Origin of the sequence: Gordonibacter urolithinfaciens, from assembly GCF_900199375.1 — a bacterium.
Taxonomy (GTDB): Bacteria; Actinomycetota; Coriobacteriia; order Coriobacteriales; family Eggerthellaceae; genus Gordonibacter; species Gordonibacter urolithinfaciens.
Map to the genome: position 1 here is coordinate 2,297,689 of NZ_LT900217.1, position 18,990 is coordinate 2,316,678.

Annotated in this window: 16 protein-coding genes; 14 read left to right on the plus strand and 2 right to left on the minus strand. The window is 65.5% G+C overall.

Translation table 11 applies throughout. From position 1 onward, the window contains the following. Positions 1-149: 149 nt before the first annotated feature. The 8 genes from nrfD (BN3560_RS09915) to BN3560_RS09950 all read left to right on the plus strand — a co-directional run bounded on the left by nrfD (BN3560_RS09915) (position 150) and on the right by BN3560_RS09950 (position 9,123). Positions 150-1,133, plus strand: coding sequence for an NrfD/PsrC family molybdoenzyme membrane anchor subunit (gene nrfD / locus BN3560_RS09915; protein ID WP_096227915.1), 984 nt, complete (start codon positions 150-152; stop codon positions 1,131-1,133). A gap of 21 nt (positions 1,134-1,154) precedes the next feature. After that, the gene (locus BN3560_RS09920; RefSeq protein WP_096227916.1) at positions 1,155-1,628 is read left to right on the plus strand and encodes a GntR family transcriptional regulator; all 474 of its coding nucleotides are present in this window, start codon (positions 1,155-1,157) and stop codon (positions 1,626-1,628) included. Beyond that, entirely contained in the window at positions 1,628-2,653 is a 1,026-nt protein-coding gene (locus BN3560_RS09925; RefSeq protein ID WP_096227917.1) for a slipin family protein, read from the plus strand. Before BN3560_RS09920 ends, BN3560_RS09925 begins: the two co-directional genes overlap by 1 nt. Before the next feature lie 136 nt (positions 2,654-2,789). Continuing rightward, positions 2,790-3,890, plus strand: a complete 1,101-nt coding sequence (locus BN3560_RS09930; protein ID WP_227115151.1) for an AAA family ATPase — start codon at positions 2,790-2,792, stop codon at positions 3,888-3,890. 303 nt (positions 3,891-4,193) lie between these two features. After that, entirely contained in the window at positions 4,194-6,608 is a 2,415-nt protein-coding gene (locus BN3560_RS09935) for a molybdopterin-dependent oxidoreductase (protein ID WP_096227919.1), read from the plus strand. Between the two features lie 9 nt (positions 6,609-6,617). Next, entirely contained in the window at positions 6,618-7,235 is a 618-nt protein-coding gene (locus BN3560_RS09940; RefSeq protein ID WP_096228662.1) for a 4Fe-4S dicluster domain-containing protein, read from the plus strand. Between the two features lie 16 nt (positions 7,236-7,251). Beyond that, the gene (nrfD, locus tag BN3560_RS09945; RefSeq protein ID WP_096227920.1) at positions 7,252-8,460 is read left to right on the plus strand and encodes an NrfD/PsrC family molybdoenzyme membrane anchor subunit; all 1,209 of its coding nucleotides are present in this window, start codon (positions 7,252-7,254) and stop codon (positions 8,458-8,460) included. A gap of 27 nt (positions 8,461-8,487) precedes the next feature. Beyond that, positions 8,488-9,123 (plus strand): TorD/DmsD family molecular chaperone, encoded by a 636-nt coding sequence (locus BN3560_RS09950; protein ID WP_096227921.1) that lies wholly within the window; start codon positions 8,488-8,490, stop codon positions 9,121-9,123. 144 nt (positions 9,124-9,267) lie between these two features. On the opposite strand, the gene BN3560_RS09955 is transcribed toward BN3560_RS09950, so the two are convergent. After that, a complete protein-coding gene (locus tag BN3560_RS09955; protein ID WP_096227922.1) occupies positions 9,268-10,116 on the minus strand; it encodes a hypothetical protein in 849 nt (282 codons plus the stop codon). An 811-nt stretch (positions 10,117-10,927) separates the two neighbouring features. Between BN3560_RS09955 and BN3560_RS09960 the strand changes: the two genes are divergently transcribed. The 6 genes from BN3560_RS09960 (at position 10,928) to BN3560_RS09985 (ending at position 17,183) form a co-directional block, all read left to right on the plus strand. Further along, positions 10,928-11,815, plus strand: coding sequence for a trimeric intracellular cation channel family protein (locus BN3560_RS09960; RefSeq protein WP_096227923.1), 888 nt, complete (start codon positions 10,928-10,930; stop codon positions 11,813-11,815). Positions 11,816-12,061: 246 nt separating this feature from the next. Next, on the plus strand, positions 12,062-13,564 hold the full coding sequence (locus tag BN3560_RS09965) for a GGDEF domain-containing protein (RefSeq protein ID WP_161959442.1): 1,503 nt from the start codon (positions 12,062-12,064) through the stop codon (positions 13,562-13,564). 115 nt (positions 13,565-13,679) lie between these two features. Next, on the plus strand, positions 13,680-14,426 hold the full coding sequence (gene rlmB, locus BN3560_RS09970; protein WP_096227925.1) for a 23S rRNA (guanosine(2251)-2'-O)-methyltransferase RlmB: 747 nt from the start codon (positions 13,680-13,682) through the stop codon (positions 14,424-14,426). Positions 14,427-14,702: 276 nt separating this feature from the next. Next, on the plus strand, positions 14,703-15,242 hold the full coding sequence (locus BN3560_RS09975) for an NYN domain-containing protein (protein ID WP_087191066.1): 540 nt from the start codon (positions 14,703-14,705) through the stop codon (positions 15,240-15,242). 207 nt (positions 15,243-15,449) lie between these two features. Beyond that, the gene (locus BN3560_RS14545) at positions 15,450-16,316 is read left to right on the plus strand and encodes a helix-turn-helix domain-containing protein (protein WP_096227926.1); all 867 of its coding nucleotides are present in this window, start codon (positions 15,450-15,452) and stop codon (positions 16,314-16,316) included. 15 nt (positions 16,317-16,331) lie between these two features. Beyond that, positions 16,332-17,183, plus strand: coding sequence for a DUF4097 family beta strand repeat-containing protein (locus BN3560_RS09985; protein ID WP_096228663.1), 852 nt, complete (start codon positions 16,332-16,334; stop codon positions 17,181-17,183). Between the two features lie 74 nt (positions 17,184-17,257). Here the strand turns inward: BN3560_RS09985 and BN3560_RS09990 are convergent, their stop codons facing one another. Beyond that, complete coding sequence (locus BN3560_RS09990; protein ID WP_096227927.1) at positions 17,258-18,895, minus strand: diguanylate cyclase domain-containing protein; 1,638 nt, start codon at positions 18,893-18,895, stop codon at positions 17,258-17,260. Between the last annotated feature and the right edge of the window lie 95 nt (positions 18,896-18,990).

Here is an 18,990-nt window from a genome sequence, read left to right on the forward strand (position 1 = left end):
TGCATCGCGCAGCGTCGACGAACGGGCTCGACGCACGTCGCATCGGCGTGCACGGTACGCGGTCGGATGCCTGGGCGGCGGGCCATGCGCTCGCTGCGCGGCGCGTCTGACGCGCGTGCCCAACGGCCGAAAAGGGAAGGGGTGGCTCGATGCTCGGTCCGCTGATCGTGTGCTACCTGTTCCTGGGCGGGACGGGCGCGGGCGCGTGCCTCGTGCTCGCCGTGCTGGGGATGCTGGCGCCGCGCGAGCTCGTTGCGGTGCAGGGTGTCGGCGGGCGCGGCGTCGGCCGCGGCCCGGCGGGCGCGCACGCGGTGCTGCGGCCCCCGGCGCCCTACCGCAGGTTGCTGGCTCCCGGCTATGCGGCGGCGCTCGTGGCGCTCGCGCTGGGCATGGTGTGCCTGCTGGCCGACGTGGGCCGTGCCGACCGCCTGCTTCTGCTGCTCACCAGCCCTGCGCTCTCGCATGTGGCGGTGGGCGCCTGGTCGCTGGTGGTTTGCGCGGCGCTGGCCGTGCTGGCGGGGCTTGCTTGGGCTGGCCTGGCGCGGCGCTGGCGCTTCGCGGCGGTGCGGGTGCTGCAGGCGGCGCTGGCGTTGGCGGCGCTCGCAGTCATGCTGTACACGGGGCTGCTGCTGCAGAGCCTGAACGCGGTGCCGCTGTGGGCCACACCGTGGCTGCCGGCGCTGTTCGTGCTGTCGTCGCTGTCGTGCGGCATGGCGCTCGTGCTGGCCGCGGCCCAACTCACCGGCGCGGCGTCTGCGTTCGCCACGGTACTCGGCCGGCTGGCTGCCGTCGATGCCGTCGTCATCATGCTGGAGGCGGTGGTGCTGGCCGCGTTCGCGGGCACGGCGCTCGCGGGCATCGGCGGCGACTTCCTGGTCGACCGCACGGCCGAGGCCCTGGCGGCATCGGCCGAGGCCCTGGTGGCGGGCGAGGCGGCCTGGCTGTTCTGGGGCGGGTTCGTGCTGGCGGGGCTTGCCGTGCCGTTCGCGCTCGACGTGGCCTTGGCCCGGCTGCGGCGCCCGCGCCCGGTGATCGCCCTCGTGACGGCGGCGTGTGTGCTGGCTGGCGGGCTCATCATGCGGTACTGCGTGGTGGAGGCGGGCATGCATCCGCTGCTTGCGATGGCGTCTTGACGAAGAGAAGGCTGGAGGAACATGTTCCCGTTCGAAGTTGATACCACGACCGACGTGCCCCTGTGGGTGCAGCTGCGGCAACGGCTGATCCATCTTATCAACACCGGCTACTTCAAGCCGGGCGACCAGCTGCCCACGGTGCGCGGTCTGGCGTCCGAGATATCCATCAACTACAACACCGTGAACAAGGCGTACCTGAGCCTGGTCTCCGACGGGTACCTGGAGTCCACGCGCGGGCGCGGCGTGTTCGTGCGGGGCCTCGATGCCGATGTGGGCGACGAGCACGCCCAGGAGATCGACGCCATCCTGGGCGATTGCGTGGCGTCGTGCCGCGATCTGGGGCTGACGCTCGACGACGTGCAGAAGTGCATGGCGCGCAAGATCAAGCAGATGAAGCGCGCAGCCGGGGAGGAGCCGGCCGGCGAGGCCGGAGGCGGCCGTATCGTGGAGATCGACGTGGGCTGCGTTGGCCGCGCGTCGCAGACGGGAGCGTGATGGCATTGGCAAGGAGAAGCGGTGCGCAGGGCTTCGCGCCCGATACGGCGGCGTTCGCCGGCAAGGGGGCACCGCCGCCCGCCCATCGGCGGTCTTTCCAGGTGGTGCCCGATGCGAGCACCGAGGTCGTGGGCGAGCGCGCCTCCAACGCCGGCGTGCTGCTGTTCTCGGCGGTGGTGTTCGCCGTGTCCTTCTGCGCTGTGCTGGGCGCAGCATGGGTTCTCGCCGGCGGCATCGGCCTCGGCGCGGTGGTTGCCGCCTTGGTGGTGGCCGTGCTCGCCACCATGTCGGTGCACATCGCGCAGCAGTGGGAGAAGGTCGTGGTGCTGCGCCTGGGCAAGTTCAACCGCGTGTCGGGCCCGGGCCTGTTCTGGACCTGGCCCGTTATCGAGCAGAACACCATGCGCGTGGACGGCCGCGTGCGCGTGACCACGTTCGGCGCCGAGGAAACGCTCACGGCCGACCTGGTGCCCCTCGACGTGAACGCCGTCTTGTTCTGGCATGTTTGGGACGCGAAGGCCGCTTGCACCGAGGTGGGCGACTTCACGCGCGCCGTGGAGCTGGCTGCCCAGACCGCGCTGCGCGACGCCATAGGCCGCGCGGGCGCCGCCGAGGTGGCCATCCGCCGCGAGCAGCTCGACCGCGAGCTCAAGCGCGTGCTGGAGGAGAAGGTGGCCGCCTGGGGCGTGACCATCCTGTCCGTGGAGGTGCGCGACATCCTGCTGCCGAAAGAGCTGCAAGACGTCATGAGCCTGGAGGCCCAGGCCGAGCAGCGCAAGAAGGCCCGGATCATTCTCATGGAGGCCGAACAAGACATCTGCGAGATGATGGACGACATGGGCGACACCTACGCGAAGAACGACGCCGCCCTGCGCCTGCGCTCGATGCACCTCCTGTACGAGAGCGTGCGCGAGACGGGCGGCACCGTCGTGGTGCCGAGCTCGTTCAGCGAGGGCTTCGGCGACGTGCTGGGCGACGCGGCGAAGGATGCGCTAGGCGGAAAGGCGGGCAGCGGGAAAGCATGAGAGAACCCTGCGCAAAGGATTTCCGCTTTTTACATTGATCCAGGTAGACAGCTCATGCAAAAGTTGCAAAAGTTTGCAAAAAACGAAAAAGTTTGCAAAAATGATGCTCGCAAGGCCCTTCTGGAAAGGTATAGCCATGGTATTGCACAACCCTTTCACACCCTCGTTCGGCATCATCCCGCCCTACATGGCAGGAAGGGAGGATCTTATCGAGGAGCTTTCGAACGCCTTTTCCAACGGCCTCGGGGATCCCAATCTTTCGACCATCGTGTCGGGCCCGCGCGGTTCGGGCAAGACCGCCCTCCTTTCTTTTGTGGCCGAGGAGGCGGCATCGCAAGGATGGATATCCGCCAACACCACTGCGGCGACAGGAATGCTCGAGGACGTTCTCGACCAGGCGACCGTTGCGGCGCGTGATTTCCTTGACTCGTTGGACGGTAAGAAGCTCAAAGGTATAACCATCGGCCAGTTTGTCGGATTCGAGTGGGATAACGAGACCCCGCGTTCGGGCAATTGGCGCACGCAGATGAACGCGCTTCTCGATCAACTTGCGGAGCACGAGGTGGGCCTGCTCATCACGGTCGACGAAGTACGGGTCGATCTCGAGGAAATGCGGCAACTTGCCCGAGTGTACCAGCATTTCGTGCGCGAAGGCCGCAAAGTCGCCCTTCTGATGGCGGGGCTTCCCCATGCAGTGTCAGCTCTTTTAGGCGACGAAAGCGTGTCGTTTCTTCGCAGGGCGCGCAAGCATGCTCTTGGCCGTATTCCCGATAACGACGTGCGTGATGCCATGAGCATCACCATCGTGCAGGGCGGTAGGGCCATATCGCCAACGGCGCTCGATACCGCCGTACGCGCTGTCGATGGGTTTCCCTATATGATGCAGCTTGTTGGCTATCGTATTTGGGCGGAGAGGCCTGCATCCAAGGAGATATCGCCAGACGATGTCGCCCGAGGTGTGGAGCTTGCCCGTCGCGAGATGATGGAGGGGATTCTCGAATACACCTATCGCGAGCTGTCGAAGGGGGACAAGCGCTTTTTGGCCGCCATGCTTCCCGATGCCAAGGACAGCTCCCTTGCCGACATAGCCGAGCGTATGGGTGTGAAGAGCAATTACGCCTCCCAGTACAAACGGCGTTTGTTGGAGCAGGGCGTGATCGGCGAGTATCAAAAAGGATACGTGCGCTTCGACATGCCGTCGTTCAGGGAGTACCTGCAAACGCAGTTGGAGGGATAGCATCCTAGATGCCCCAGTTGCGCGTCGAGGATGATGTGCTACGCTGCGGAGGTAGCAGCCTGACAATTCAATGACCTGCGCAATCAGGAAAAACTATGTTAAAAATAGAATAATCATATGACAAATTATCCTATGACAATCATTGATTGTCATAGGATAATTTCGTATAGTGAAGCCGAGGGAATTTGGCCAATTCTCACGAGAAGCAGGGGGATATTCTCGCATGGGGCTTGTCGGCTGGGGCGCTAAGCTCGCTTGGCAGGCAAAGCGGGGATATCTTGACGACATCTTCGAGGAGGATCCATGTCAGGAACCAGAAGCCCGCGAAGCGGGCTCACGAGAAGGGGTTTTCTCAAGGCGACGGGTGCTGCGGCAGGCGCGTTGGGCCTTGCAGGCGCCGCCGGCATGACCACGGCCGACAGCTGGCTCGCACCGGCGCAGGCGCATGCCGAACCCGAGGAGCGGGTGGGGTATACGTTCCACTATCGCCACTGCCAATGCAACTGCCATTTGAAGTGCACGGTTCGCGACGGACGCATGGTTTTGGTCGAGCCGAACGAATGGCCCGACAAGCGCAACGAAACCATCTGCCTGAAGGGCATTTCCGAGATTCAGCATACGTACAGCAAAGAGCGCCTGCAGGTTCCGCTCAAGCGCGTGGGCGAGCGTGGTGCGGGCGAGTTTGTCGAGATTACCTGGGATGAGGCGCTCGACACCATTGCCGAAAAGGTGAAGGAGACCCAGGAGAAATATGGGCCGGAGGCCATTGCCATCCAAACGGCCGTTGACTCGCTCACCACGTTCCTTCCTAAACTGCTCAAGGGCCAGGAGAAACCCCACCGCGGGATCGATATCGGGCTGGGCAATGGCTTCTCCCCGGCGCTTGCCGAATCAGGTCAGCAGGGGGCCTCGTCGAACGAGGTGACCGATTGGAAGAACGCCAAGACCATCCTGAACGTGGGATGCAACATGCTGGAGACATGCATGGTAACCGCGCGCTACTTCTTCGAGGCAAAGGAGGCGGGAGCCGAGATCATTACGCTCGATCCCAACTTCTGCACGACTGCCGAGAAGAGCACGCGATGGATTCCCATGGTCGCCGGAACCGATCCGGCACTCTACTTGGGCATGATCTCGATCATCTTGGACAACGAGTGGTACAACGCCCCGTACCTGAAAGCCAACACGAGCATGCCGTTCCTCGTGAAGCGTTCCGATGGGTCGCTGCTGCGTAAAAACCCTGCCGGCGATATCAAGCAGCCCGGCTCCGACAATCCTTTCATGGTGTGGGATGAGGCTGCAGGATCCTTGGCCGCCTATAATACCGAAGGCGTGAACCCTGCGCTTGAATATGAGGCGACTGTCGACGGAGAGGCGTATGCCACGGTTTTCAAGCTGCTGAAAGAGGGCCAAAAGCAGTACACATCCTCTTGGGCTGCCGAAACGACGGGCATAGGCGAAGACGTGCTCGTTGAGATCACCGATAAGTATGCGAACCATGGCCCTTCGATCCTCTCCTTTGGCTTCGGCGGTGGGGAGAAGTTCTACAATGCTGACGTCGCAGGTCATGCGGCAGTGCTGCTGGCTACGCTCGTCGGCTCGTTCGGAACCGGCATTCCCGGATGGGGAGCGGGCGCGTACGTGAACGCGTACCAGAAGATATTTGGTACGGGCAAGCTGGCCTCGTGGCCGTTGCCGACGGAGTGCAAGACCGCCTCGGCACCGAAGGCGAGCGTCGACTACCGCGACGAGAAAAGCGGCATCCGCTTCATGTGGGTGCAGAACGGCGCGTTCCAACAGATCGCCGGCAACCAGAATCGCACGAACGAGTGGGCGAAGACCCTCGATTTCGTTGTCGTGCAGGACATCTGGCATACGCCTTCGGTGGATTGGGCCGATATCGTTTTGCCGGTGTGCTCCCACTTCGAAGTGGACGAGGAGATCGGCTTCGTGCGCGCCCTGCGCGGCCATGTCCTTCTGCAGCAGAAGGTACTCGACCCCCTGTTCGAGAGCAAGACGGATTTCTGGATCGATCGCGAGATGGCCAAGCGTCTGGGATACGGGGATGCGCTTCCCAAGAGCCAGGAGGAGCTGACGCGCTTCCAGTTGGAAAAGGCGACCGACAAGGCGCTCGCCGGCATCACCCTCGACGAGGTCGTATCGCACAACGGCGTGGTCGCGCTGAAGAACCAACCGGATATCGCGCGCAGCTACGGCAACCAGACCTACAAGACGACATCGGGCAAGATCGACCTGTACTACGAGAACCTGGTGGAATACGGCCAAGCTCTTCCCCAATACGAAGCGCCTCATGAAGCGTTCGAGGGCAACCCCCTGCGGGACACATATCCGCTTGTCATGACGCAGCGTCGCTCCAAATACTTCATCCACCAGAACCTCATGGACGCCTCGTGGCTGCGCCAGCATTACGAGCCGACGCTCGAGATGAACCCCGTCGACATGGAGGCGCGCGGCCTGGAGTCCGGTGACGTGATCGAGGCGTTCAACGATCGTGGGTCGTTCCAATGCGCGTGTGTTGCCACCGAGGCGGTGCGTCCGGGGACGACGGTCATCGTCGAGGGCATTTGGAGCAAGTATATGACTGCCGGCGATTTGCAGAACGTTACCAACGACGCTGCGAACCCCCGTGGAAAAGCGCTCGCCAAGGGGAGGGTTACTCCCTTCAACGACACGCTTATCGAAGTGAAGAAAGCATAGGTGATCCTCATGACGCGATTGGCTATTGCCATCAACCTGGATCGTTGCACGGGGTGCAACACCTGCGCCATGGCGTGCAAGATGCAGAACAACGTTCCCATGGGCATGGCTTGGAACCGCGTGCTCAACGAAGAATGTGAGTTCGAGGTGGGCGTGCAGGGTACGTATCCCCATGTCTCGCGCGCGCATCTGCCCGTTGCCTGCCAGCATTGCGAGAACCCGGCATGCCTGCGCGTGTGTCCCACGGGTGCCACGTACAAGGACGACAAGGGCCGCGTGGAGATCGACTACGACAAGTGCATCGGCTGCCGCATGTGCATGGCGGCATGCCCGTACAACGCGCGTGTCTTCAACTGGAGCGAGCCGGTGCGCGACCCCGACTTCAACTACGGTGACAGGGATGTGCCGGTGCGGGGAAAGGGTGTTGTGGAGAAGTGCACGCTCTGCAAGGAGCGCACCGACCGCGGCGACGAGCCCATGTGCGTGAAATGCTGCCTTGCCAAAGCGCGCGTCTTCGGCGACCTCGACGATCCCGAGAGCGAGATCTCGCGTGTCATTCGCGAGCGCAATGCGACCGTCCTGCTTCCCGAGCAGGGAACCCGCCCGCAAGTCCGTTACTTCAACTAAGGAGGAGGTGCGAACCATGCAAACCTCTACGAAAACCAAAGCCGCAATCGGCGTGCTCGGCGCGCTGACGGCGGTGGGAGTCGCCGCCTGGATCTACCAGCTCATGGGCGGCCTCGGCGTGACCGGCATGAACAACGGCACGTCGTGGGGCCTCTACATCACCATGTTCATGTTCTTCGTGGGCCTCTCCGCCGGCGGCCTGATCGTGGCATCGTCCGCCAGCGTGTTCCACGTGGCAGACTACAAGAAGGTGGCGCTTCCCGCCGTCATCCTGTCCACGGTGTGCATCTGCTGCGCCGGCATGTTCGTGCTCATCGACCTCGGCGGCATCCAGCGCGTGTGGCGCATCGTCACGGGGCCGAATCCGACGTCGCCGCTGTTCTGGGACATCTGCGTCATCACGCTGTACCTCGTCATCAACATCGTGTATCTGCGCTTCATGACGTCGAAGAAGCCGGGCGCGCAGGACAAGGTGGCCATCGTGTCGCGCTTCGCGCTTCCCGTCGCTATCCTCGTGCACTCCGTGACGGCGTGGATCTTCGGCCTCGAGATGGCGCGCGAGGGCTGGTACTCGGCCATCATGGCGCCCTTGTTCGTGGTGTCGGCTATGGACTCCGGCCTGGCGCTGCTCATACTGTCGCTCATGGGGCTCAACAAGTCCGGCCGCTTCAAAACCGACAAGAAGCTGCTGTCGAACCTCGCCGGGCTCTTGGCGGTCTGCATCGCCGTCGATGGCTTTCTCGTGGGCTGCGAGGTCCTGACCATGGCCTATCCGGGCGCCGCCGGCGCCGAGACGCTCGCCGTCATGGCGACGGGCGCCACCGCCCCGTTCTTCTGGTTCGAGATCGTCGTGGGCATTCTCATCCCGTTCTGCATCCTCGTGTTTGTGAAGAACCGCGCGCGCATGGGGCTGGTGGCTGCCGCCAGCGCGTGCGTGGTGGCGGGCGTGTTCTTCAAGCGCGTGTGGCTGCTGCTCACCTCGTTCGTCGAGTTCAATGTGATGGGCGCCCCCGGTGTGTCGCTCGGCACGACGGCGGCGCAGCAGGGCGGCACCGGCATGTGGGCCCTTGCCGGCTCGTATACCCCCACCTGGGTGGAGATCGTCGTCGCCATCGGCGTGGTGTCCCTCGGCGTCCTCGCGTTCGTCATGCTGGCGCAGAAGCTGCTGCCCGGGCGCGCGGAGGCGTGCGAAGCCGTCAACGTTGCAGCGGGAGAGGCCGCGTAGGCGCCTCGTGCTGAAAGGAGTTTTAGCATGTGCAAGGACATTCCCTGGAAAACCCTGTCCGAGGCCTATGCGTTTGTGGGGAACTCGCTGTTGAAGCCTATGACGATGACGTTGACGGTAGGTTTGGATCCGGCATTCTGGGAGGCGTTTCCCGCGTTCGACGGCGCCGTGGCCCAGGCCGTGGAAGTTTGCGCATGCTATGCCGAAGAGGCCGGGCGTCGCGCCGAGGGAGGCGAGGACGGGCCGCAGCGCGCATCGGTGGAATACACGCGGCTGTTCGTCGGCCCGCCCTCGCCCGCGGCGGCGCCGTGGGAGACGATGTACCGCGGCAAGGATGTCACGGTGGGGTTCGGTCAGGCCACGTTCGAGATGCGCGAGTTGCTGCGCGAGGCCGGCCTTGAGGTGAGGAACGCTAACAACCAGTACGAGGATCACATGGGCATCGAGCTTCTGTACCTTTCGGAGCTATGCCGTCGCGAGGCCACGGGGGAGGGCGCTACCGAGTCGGCGGACATCGCCGCATTCATCGAGCAGCATCCGCTGGCGTGGATCGAGCCGTTCCTCGATCGCGTGTCCGAAGCGGCTCCCAACGGCTACTTCGCGGGCTTGCTCCTGGTGGCGCAACGGGTTCTCGAGCACCATGCGAGGCTTCTCGCGCGCTAGCGCTCGGACTGGTGTAGCCGACTCAACCTTTGAAGCTGCCGTTTTACATCATGCGCGTCGCTTGGTTTTCGCGCGCTAAACGCAGAGAAGCCCGGCGGGCAATGCCTGCCGGGCTTCTCTGCATTCTTGTGGGTTGCGGGCCGCTTAGAACAGGAACGCCCCGTCCACGGTCATGGAGATGCAGTTGCCGTTGGGCTCGCATATCAGGCGCACGTTCGCAGTGGTCGGCGTGACGCCGTCGGCCCCCAGGATGGACACGTCGTTCACATACTCGTAGCCGCCGCCTTCCTGGGGCGTCACGGTGGCGGTGGAGGTGTCGACGCTTTGGAACGTGTAGAACGTGTTGTTGGTGAACAGCGAGGGCATCTCGGCCTCGAGGGCGGCCACGGCCTGCTTCTGCGCCTCGGCGGCCGCGTCATTCTTCGGCTCCTGCTTCTTCGGCTCGTCGGCCTTCGGCTCGTCCGTCTCGGCTGGCTGGGTGCCTTCGTTCCCTCCCTCCTGGTCGGGCTGCACGGCGGGCAGCGTGAGGTCCCACGTGCCCTCGGTGGCGCCGTCGTTCCAGAACAGGCGCTCGGAGCCGTACCGGTCGTCGAACGTGAGCGTGCCCGACGCCTCCTCGCCAGCCGGCACGGCGATGATGCCGTCTTCGAACGACGAGTCCACCGGCGGCATGCCGAACGACAGCAGGCAGTCGGCCCTGAGCGTCTGCGGCAGCGTGTGGCTCCTCACGGTCACATGTGCGGTGAGCTTGCCGTCGGCGCGCTCGACGGACGCCACCGTTACCTCGTAGTCGCGCCAGACGGCCGTCTCGCCTATGGCCAGGGCCTTCAGCTTCTCGGCATCGGTGAGCGTGTAGCTGTAGCTGCTGGAGGCGGCTGCGGAGCTGCCGTCTGCCGGCACATTGGGCTCCTCGACTTCCGAGTTGCATCCCGACAGCATGAGCGTTGCGGCTACGACGCAGGCCGCGGTAGCGAGAGCCATCTTTTTGTTCACAACGTACCCCTTCGTCAAGAGCGAGCAGGCGGGCGGACGCGGACGCCCTGTAGGCCGACGCATGCGTTTGCGGGGCGTCGTGCCAGCCGTTTTCGGTTGAGCCGTATCATACCAGTTCGTAAAAGTTTCGTGCGCCTCTCATCGAAAGTGCATGGAGCCCGTCTTCGAAGACGTCTTGGCAGGCTCACGGGGCGTTTTGGGCTGCGGGCTTGCAAGGTGCCGGTATAGCAACCCGGATGAACGGCCTCGCATGCATGAAACCGGCTCGAAGGGACGAAGCGGCTGCTTCGGCGGGTTCTCGTGGGCGAGATCGGAACCCATGGCATGGTTTTCGCGCGGAATCAAGCAGTCGGGGTCTCGTGAACAGGCGCTTCTCCGAAACAGCTCGCGCGCGGGCGCTGAAAACAAGCTATGGGCTGCGATCTCGTCCCTGTGCCAATTGGTCATGGTATAGCCGAACGGCAGAGAAGCTGGCAAGGGACCCGCCCGAGCGTCCTGCCCGGCCGATGCAAGCGCCCCCATGCCCTCTGCATGGCCTTTCGGCTTCCAGCGGCCGCAAGAGCATCGCGCCCGTGCGTCTTGAGGTCCGGTGATCCGCAAGCGCGCCGTTCTTCCGCTCCGCCCCGCCTTTCCTGCATTCCGCTCGGGCGTTCGGCTCCGGCGGCTGCGGGGCCGCGCCCTGTGCGCACCCTGCCCGGTCCCCGGCCTCCCGATTCCCGGCCCCGCATGGGCGCGCCTTCCTCCCGCTTGACCTCCGACGGCAAAATGGCGAGACTGTGCAGCGCAGGAAGGACTCCACGGGAAGGCGCGCATGGACATTGCGGAACTCATAGGCTCGGCGTTCGCGGACGGGCAGGTGCTCACGGTGCCGTGGGGCATCGACTACTTCTCCGTGGTGGTGGGCGTGCTCACCGGCGCGCTGTTCGCGTGCGACCGCAAGCTGGATATCATCGGCACGGTGGTGCTGGGCCTGGTCACGGGCTACGGCGGCGGCATTATCCGCGATGTGCTGCTGCAGGACAAGGGCGTGTACTTCACGTCGCACCCCGACCTTATCCTGCTGTGCATCGTGCTGTGCGTGTTCGTGTTCTACTTCCGCGGGCTGTTCAAGCACCTCGACGCCATGGTGTTCTTCGCCGACGCGCTGTCGGTGGGCCTGTTCGCGCTCGCGGGCGCGTCGAAGGCCTACGCCTGTGGCGAGGGCTTCGTGCTCACCGTCATCCTGGGCGCCATCACGGCCGTGGGCGGCGGCGCTGTGCGCGACATCTGCGTGGGCGAGACGCCCGGCATCTTCCAGCAGTCGAACTTCTATGCGGTGGCGGGCCTGGGAGGCGCGCTGCTGTTCACCGTGCTGGCCTATGCGGGCGTGCCGCTCGTGGTGGCCGGCATCGCCTGCGTGTTCACGGTGGGCTTCCTGCGCTATTGGAGCGTGTACTTCGACTGGAAGACCCGCAACGAGGCCGACCTCACCCCGCATGTGGCGCGCGGCGTGGGCAAGGCGAAGCGCGTGGTGTCGGGCGTGTTCCTGCAGGGCGGCGACCGCATCTCGGTGCGGCGGCAGCGCAGGCGCTCGCGCGTGCGGAAGGGGGATGGCCAGGGCGCGGCTAGGGAGGCGACTTGCGAGGACGAAGGTCCCGAGGATGCGGATCGCCGCAGCGGCGCGCGCAAGGATGCGGATGGGGGAGACGGCGCGAGCTGATGTGCCGGACGCCGGGAAGGTGGACGTGAGGGCGAGAGGTGCGGCCGAGCAGGCTGTCGCGAAGCGTTAGGCGGTTCCGCGTCGCGCTGAATGTGCGGAAACGATGTCGAAAACATCACCCTATGGGTTAATGATGAAAAATTCGGGGGGGGGGGGGCATTTTTTGCCTTGACACTATGCTAGTATGGTGCTCTCAATTAAGGCGGCGGTACGCCGCAGGTTGCGATGGAGGCGAAAGCTGGCGATATGGGGAACCTGGCGTTCTTGCTAGTTGACAAGACTCGAGAGTTCGTGGAGGCCTGCTACGAGCGAGGAGACCTCGACGCGGCGCTGGCTTGCCTCGACCCTGTCCGTACGACCTGCTACGGTTACGCCAGCGAGCTCCATGCCTTCGACACCGATGCCGTCGCTCGGCTCCTTGATGCCTCTTGCGCGTTCGCGCGCCGTATCGGGTCGCGCATCGTATCCCATGAATGCCACCTCTCCTATCGCAACGAGTCATGCGCCATCGTGCTGTCGAACCTGCGTACGCGGGCGACGAAGGGCGACGCGGGCGACGGGCCTTCCCGCGACGAGTATGTGCGCCGCCTGACGTTCGTGTATGCCCCCGACGGTGACGACTGGCGCATCGTCCACATGCACAGCTCGGCTCCCGATGCACCGCACAACCCGCTTGCTTCGCGCAGGATGACCGCGCGCGACGTGGGCGCGCTCGACCTCGATGCCGTGCTGTCGCAGGCCAAGGTCGAGCGGGAGCGCTACGAGATCGTCTCCGAGCTGTCGGACGACGTCATCTACGAATACGATGTGGCGCTCGACACGCTGTACCTGTTCTCGACCCGCTTCGGGGCGACCCCGGACATCAGGCGCAACAAGATCGTGGTGGAGCACTGCCTGGACACGCTCAACCCCGAGGGCTTCGTGCATCCCGACGACCGGGAGCGCTATGCCGCCGACGCGCATATGCTGTCGCAGGCCCAGCCCGAGCCCGGCACGGAGCACGACGCCTACGCCTACGTGTACCGCCTTCGCCCCGTGTTCTTCTTCGGCGGCTACAAGGGCGAGCGGGAGGGGTACGTGCACCAGCGCGTTATGGGCCGCCGCATCTACGACGCCGAGGGGCGGCTCGTGAGGTACGTGGGCAAGATCGTGGACGTGTCCGAGGAGTACGAGCTGCTGGAGCAATCCTCAATCGACGCGCTTACCAAGGCATACAACCGTTCTTACCTGCAGGGCCGTCTGCGCGAGTACTGCTCCTCCAAGCAGCCCGACGTGTCCTACGCGTGCCTTCTGGCCGACGTGGACTACTTCAAGTCGGTCAACGACCAGTTCGGCCACCTGGTGGGCGACAACCTGCTCACGGCGTTCGTCGACACCGCCCGCACGCTTTTCCGATCGAGCGACATCGTGGCGCGCCTGGGGGGCGACGAGTTCATGGTGCTCATGCGCGACGTGTACGACCCGCGCGTTGCCATGGAGCGCTCGGAGGCCCTCATCGGCGCGTTCCGCGCCATGGCGGCCGACCGCGGTTTCCCGCATGACGTCAGCCTCAGCGTGGGCGTGGTGGTGGAGCGGGATCCGCATCCGTTCTCCGAGCTGTACCGCCGGGCCGACATCGCGCTCTACCGGGCGAAGGCCGAGGGGAAGAACCGCGCCGTTTCCTACCTGGAGGGCATGGCGTATCCGGAGGGCGGGACCTTGGCGAAGCCGGTGCCTCCGAACCCCCCGATGCCCTCGCCGGGCGATTGACGCAGTTTTTATCGAAGCCCCGCGCGTGCTGCGTGCCGCGTGGTACACTTTCCGCTTGACATCGAACCCGAAACGCGCAGCGCCGGCCCCGTGCCGCCTGCGGAAAGCGATTCCCATGGCAGATTACATCGAGGGCAAACGCCCCATCATCGAGGCGCTGCGCACGCAGGTGCCCATCAAGCGCATCCTGCTGGCCGACAATGCGAAGCGCGACGGCCTGGTGGAGGACATCCTGCGCAAGGCGAAGCATTTCGACGTGACCGTGACCACGGTGCCGCGTAAGACGCTGGACGACAAGTCCGAGCGCGGCAGCCACCAGGGCGTCATGGCGGAGACCAAGCCGCACGCCTACGTGGACATCACCGAGATCGAGCGGGCTGCCGAGGTTTATGCCGAGGAGAACGGGGGCCGCGCGCTCGTGGTCATCCTCGACCACCTCACCGACGCCGGCAACCTGGGCGCCATCGCCCGCAGCGCCGAGGCCGTGGGCGCGTGCGGCCTGGTCATTCCCAACAAGCGCAGCGCGAAGGTGGATGCCTCCACCTACAAGAGCTCGGCGGGCGCCATCGCGCACATGCCCGTGGCACAGGTGCCGAACCTCGTGCAGGTCATGGCGCGCCTCAAAGAGCGCGGCTTCTGGGTGGCGGGAGCCAGCGAGCAGGCAGACGACGTGATCTGGTGCTCGAACCTGAAAGGCAAGATCGCCCTCGTCATGGGGAACGAATCCGAGGGCCTGTCCCGCGTGGTGAAGGAGAGCTGCGACTTCCTGGTGAAGCTGCCCCAGATGGGCGAGGTGGCCTCCCTGAACGTGGCGCAGGCCTCCACCGCCTGCATGTACGAGTGGCTCAGGCAGAACTACTAGAGTTCCGGCGGCCTGCCGGCCGCCGGAACGCAGCCGACATGCTGCGCCGCGAAGCAAGTCCCCGAAGGGGGCGGCCGGCCGTGGCACCCGGCCTTCGCACGATCCCGGGGGCTCGCGTACCGAAGTACGCTTCGCCCCCGCGATCCCGCGAATTCCGGGCACCACGGCCGCCCTCGCTGGCTTACTACGCCAACCTGGGCGGTTCGGCAACAGGACCAGCGCGGTAAAGTTCGCGCTCCGCGCGAATCGGATGGAAGCTAACGGGAGTCGAGAGCATTGCCCAAGCAACGCAAAAAACTGCTGATCGTGGACGGATACAACGTGCTGCGGTCGGGGAGCCGCTACCGCGAGATCACGGGGCCCGACTACACCGATGACGCGTTCAACACGGCGCGCGAGCGCCTCATCAACGACGTGGTGAACTACGCCGGCCGCGACTGGCGCGCCATCATCGTGTTCGACGGCGGCCGCAACGAGTTCTCCACGGGCGAGGCCGAGAGCGTGGGCGGCGTGCGCATCATGTTCAGCCCGTCCGGCCAGTCGGCCGACAAGGTCATCGAGAAGCTCGCGCACGACGCGCGCGAGCGCCAGGTGGAGACGCTCGTGGTCACGAGCGACGCCACCATCCAGGACACCGTGTTCGGCTTCGGCGTGGACCGCATGAGCGCGAACGGCTTCAGCCTGGAGGTCGACCGCTACTACGACGACGCCCGCCTCGACGAGACCCCGAAGGTGGCCGAGAAGAACACCGTGGCCTCCCGCATCGACCCGTCCACCCTGGCGAAGCTCAAGGCCCTGCGCGACAGCACCCGCTGAGGCGTCCTGCCTCTCCCGCATGAGCGCCCCATGACAAATGTCATGGGTTTCGGCGCGCTTTGTCACAAAATCCCCTTTCACACAGGGAGGCAACCGGCGGTTGCGTAAAATGGTTACCAGAGATGCTGGTGCAACCAGCCACGCTACCGCACACTGGAGGGCGAGAAAGAGGTTCGCATGACGCCAACGCCGAGAAAGGGATCGTTCATGAACGTCGAAATCGCCCAACGCCTAGCCGAGATGAGGCGCGAGAAGGGCTTCAGCCAGGAAGAGCTGGCTGCGCGGCTGGGGTTGTCGCGCCAGGCCGTGTCGAAGTGGGAGCGCGCCGAGTCGTCGCCCGACACGGGCAACCTCATCGCGCTCGCCGACCTGTACGGCGTCACGCTCGACGAGCTCGTGCGCGTGGAGGCGGACATCGCCGACGACGTGACGTTCGAGTCGTCCGACCGTGCCGCCTCCGCCGAGGTCGAGGCGCGCGAGGCTGCCACGGCTGCCGCAGCAGCCGCCGCGACTGCCGCCGCCGCGGCTGCTGCGGCCCAGGCGGCAGCCCGTCCGGAAACCCGGCAATCGACGCAACCGGCCACGTCGCAAACGGCGTCCGTGCCGGCCCAGCAGCCGGCTCCTGCATCTGCTCCGCGGCAGTCGGCGGCATCGACGGCGGCCTGCCAGCCCGGCTCTCCCTTCCACGAGGCGGGTGCCCGCCCGGCAGCCCCATCCCAGCCGGACGCCGCGTCGGCGGCAGCGGGGTCGACCGGCCCCGCCCCGCATCCCTGCACCGGCGCGCCCGTGCCGCCTCCGCCGCACGGCTACGCGCCGGTGCAGCAACCCGGCTACGGCGCCTCCGTCCCGCCGCAGCAGCCGGCGGGCTCCTACGACGCGCCGGACGGACGCCGTCGCCACAGCCCGTGGATGACGTTCCCTTATCCCGTGCTGTGCGTCATCCTGTTCCTGCTCGTCGGGTTCCTCTTCGGGGCCTGGCATCCTGCCTGGGTGATCTTCCTCACCATCCCTCTGTACTACTGGATAGCCCGCATCATCGAGAACGACCCGAACTATCGGGCCGGGCGCCGGTAAGGGCGGGTGGTGAACATGACAAGGCTCACCCGGTCGTCGTATGTCAAGATAGCGCTCATCGTCTTGTTGGCCCTGCTGCTGTTTGCCGTGGCGGGCGTGGGGTCGATGCGCGGATGCTCGCAGGGAATCTACTTCGGAGGGGGTACGGAAATGGGCAATGCAAGCGTGGACGCGAACGGCGTGAAAAACCTGTCCGTCAGCTGGGCGGCCGGCTCGGTGGACATCTCGGTGGTCGACGACGGGGCAGGCGACGTTATCGAGCTCGTGGAAACGGCCCCCACCGGTCTTACGAAGGCGCAGCAGATGCGCTGGAGCGTGTCCGGCGGCACGCTCAAGGTGGATTACGGCAGCTGGTGGTCGTGTTTCGCGCTGGGGCAGAAGCGCCTCGAGGTGCGCATCCCCGAGCGTTACGCGAAAAGCCTCGGCACCGTGACCGTCGACGGCGCGTCGGGCTACTACCGAGTGGCCGGCATCGGCTGCGACACGCTCCGGTTCAAGCTGGCGTCGGGCGAGATCGACGCAGACGGCCTCGCCGCCGCCTCGCTCGACGTGGACGTGGCCAGCGGCCAGGTGCGCGCCGAGGGCTCGTTCTCCGAGCGCGTGAGCACGAAGACGGCGTCGGGCCAGCTGGACGTCGTCTGCCAGGGCGTGGCCCCGAGGCAGGTGGACTCGGATCTGGCCAGCGGCCAGGTGAGCGTGGCCCTGCCTGCCGACACGGGCTTCACGGCCAAGGTCAGCAAGGCGTCGGGCAGCTTCTCCAGCGCCTTCGAGACCATGCAGCAAGGCGGCTCGTACGTGCACGGCGACGGCTCCACCGCCATAAAGGTGCATCTGGCCAGCGGCGACTTCAAGGTGGAGAAGGCATAGCAAGGCGGGTGCCGGACGCATCGCCTGGCCCTCCGGGGCCTTGCGCTGCGTCCGGCATCCCACCAGCCCGTCCCTCAGGCCGGGTCTGGGCCGGCCACGCACGGCGAGGCGCCCTCGCGCTTGGCGCGGTAGAGCGCCTCGTCGCTCTTCCTGATGAGGGCGTCGATGGGCAGCGCTGGGTCGTCGGTGGCGGCTATGCCGGCGCTCGCCGTGACCGCCCAGGCGTTCCCGTCTGCCGCGGACTCGTGCGCGAGCTCCGCGAGCAGCGCGCGCACGGTCGCCTCCGTCCGCTCGGTCGACCGCTCTCCCATGAGCGCTACCACGAACTCGTCGCCGCCCCAGCGCACCACGAACCCGTCGGGAAACGCCTCCCGCAGCATCTTCGCCGTCATGCCGAGTGCCGCGTCGCCGGCCGCATGGCCGTAGCGGTCGTTGATGTTCTTGAAATCGTCCAGGTCGAACGTGATGAGCGTGACCGGCTGGTTACCGCGATGCTCCTCCACGTGCTCGTAGAAGTAGCGCCGGTTGTACAGCCCGGTCAGGTAGTCGGTGCGTGCGGCGGCTATCACGCGCTGCTCGAGTTTCCGCTCGTTCGTCACGTCGCGGTAGATGCGCAGCACCCCTGTCGCGTTGCCGAACACGTCGAGGATGGCGCGCTCGTTGACCTCGAACGTCTTCGACTCCCCGCGGATGGATGCCGTGAAGAAGGACGAATCCTCGAAATCGTTCGCGTCCACCACGGCATCGCCCAGCACGATGCGCCGCCAGCGGTCGAAGTTGCCGCCTACCACGCGCTCGCGTCTTACGTCGAAATAGTCCTCGGCGCGCTCGTTGATGTTGACGATGGCGCCCTCGTTGTCGAGCACCACGACGGCGTAGGGCATCGAGTCGATGAATATCTCCAGCTCGGTCCTGATGTTTCCCAGGTCCGTCACATCGTGGGCCACGCCGACGGTGCCCATGACGGAGCCGTCGTAGTCTATGAGCGGCGTCTTGTACGTCTTGAACTGGCGCATGCCGCCTCTCGTCTTCACCTGCTCGTCGAACAGGAGCGTCGTGTTCGAGCGCATGGTCTCCTCCTCGGATTCCAGGCACACGAACTCGCCCTGCGCGTACTCGTCGGGCGTGATGTCCCATATATAGTAGTGTCCTCGGCCTTCCACCTGGTCCTTCGTCTTGCCCACCGTCTCGCAGAACGCGTCGTTCACCTTGAGGTGGGCGCCGTGGGCGTCCTTGAACCACACGAGCTCGGGGATGGAGTCGATGGCGGTGTCGAGGTACTGCTGCGCGAGGGCCAAGTCGGCGTCGCGCTTCGCCGACCGCTGCAGCCGGGCGAGCTCGAATGCGGCCCGCGTCCCGTCGAGCGGGCCCGTCCACAGCGCGTCGATCACCCGGTAGTCCTCCGGCGTCCAGCGCGCCGCCTCGGCGGCGTCGGCTACGACCGCTACGGCGCTGTAGAACGTGTCGAGCCGCTCGCGCCGTCTCGCCGCGAGGTCCGCAAGGCAGCGCGACGGCCGGGCCCCGCCCGGTGAGCCGGCGAAGAGCCGCAGGTCGACGACCGCGATGTCGCAGCTGCAGAATGCCTCGCCGTCCACAGTGGGGAAGGCCTCGACTGCATGCTCGAACCGATCGAGGGGCGCCGCGCGGCGCAGGGCCTCCTCCACGGGCGGCTCGATGCCGAACAGGTTGATGCGCAGCGTCTTGCGGTACATGGCAGGACCTTTCTACGGTTGGTTGACAGTGTACCCCCTTTCGCCGCCTCGTGGGGGCGGGAAGGGCGCCGGTGGCCGTTGCGAACTTGAGGCTG

Bases quoted from the DNA above. Each gene is read 5' to 3' on its own strand.
- nrfD (WP_096227915.1), top strand. From the start codon at position 150: ATGCTCGGTCCGCTGATCGTGTGCTACCTGTTCCTGGGCGGGACGGGC.
- BN3560_RS09920 (WP_096227916.1), top strand. From the start codon at position 1,155: ATGTTCCCGTTCGAAGTTGATACCACGACCGACGTGCCCCTGTGGGTG.
- BN3560_RS09925 (WP_096227917.1), top strand. From the start codon at position 1,628: ATGGCATTGGCAAGGAGAAGCGGTGCGCAGGGCTTCGCGCCCGATACG.
- BN3560_RS09930 (WP_227115151.1), top strand. From the start codon at position 2,790: ATGGTATTGCACAACCCTTTCACACCCTCGTTCGGCATCATCCCGCCC.
- BN3560_RS09935 (WP_096227919.1), top strand. From the start codon at position 4,194: ATGTCAGGAACCAGAAGCCCGCGAAGCGGGCTCACGAGAAGGGGTTTT.
- BN3560_RS09940 (WP_096228662.1), top strand. From the start codon at position 6,618: ATGACGCGATTGGCTATTGCCATCAACCTGGATCGTTGCACGGGGTGC.
- nrfD (WP_096227920.1), top strand. From the start codon at position 7,252: ATGCAAACCTCTACGAAAACCAAAGCCGCAATCGGCGTGCTCGGCGCG.
- BN3560_RS09950 (WP_096227921.1), top strand. From the start codon at position 8,488: ATGTGCAAGGACATTCCCTGGAAAACCCTGTCCGAGGCCTATGCGTTT.
- BN3560_RS09960 (WP_096227923.1), top strand. From the start codon at position 10,928: ATGGACATTGCGGAACTCATAGGCTCGGCGTTCGCGGACGGGCAGGTG.
- BN3560_RS09965 (WP_161959442.1), top strand. From the start codon at position 12,062: ATGGGGAACCTGGCGTTCTTGCTAGTTGACAAGACTCGAGAGTTCGTG.
- rlmB (WP_096227925.1), top strand. From the start codon at position 13,680: ATGGCAGATTACATCGAGGGCAAACGCCCCATCATCGAGGCGCTGCGC.
- BN3560_RS14545 (WP_096227926.1), top strand. From the start codon at position 15,450: ATGAACGTCGAAATCGCCCAACGCCTAGCCGAGATGAGGCGCGAGAAG.
- BN3560_RS09985 (WP_096228663.1), top strand. From the start codon at position 16,332: ATGACAAGGCTCACCCGGTCGTCGTATGTCAAGATAGCGCTCATCGTC.
- BN3560_RS09990 (WP_096227927.1), bottom strand. From the start codon at position 18,895: ATGTACCGCAAGACGCTGCGCATCAACCTGTTCGGCATCGAGCCGCCC.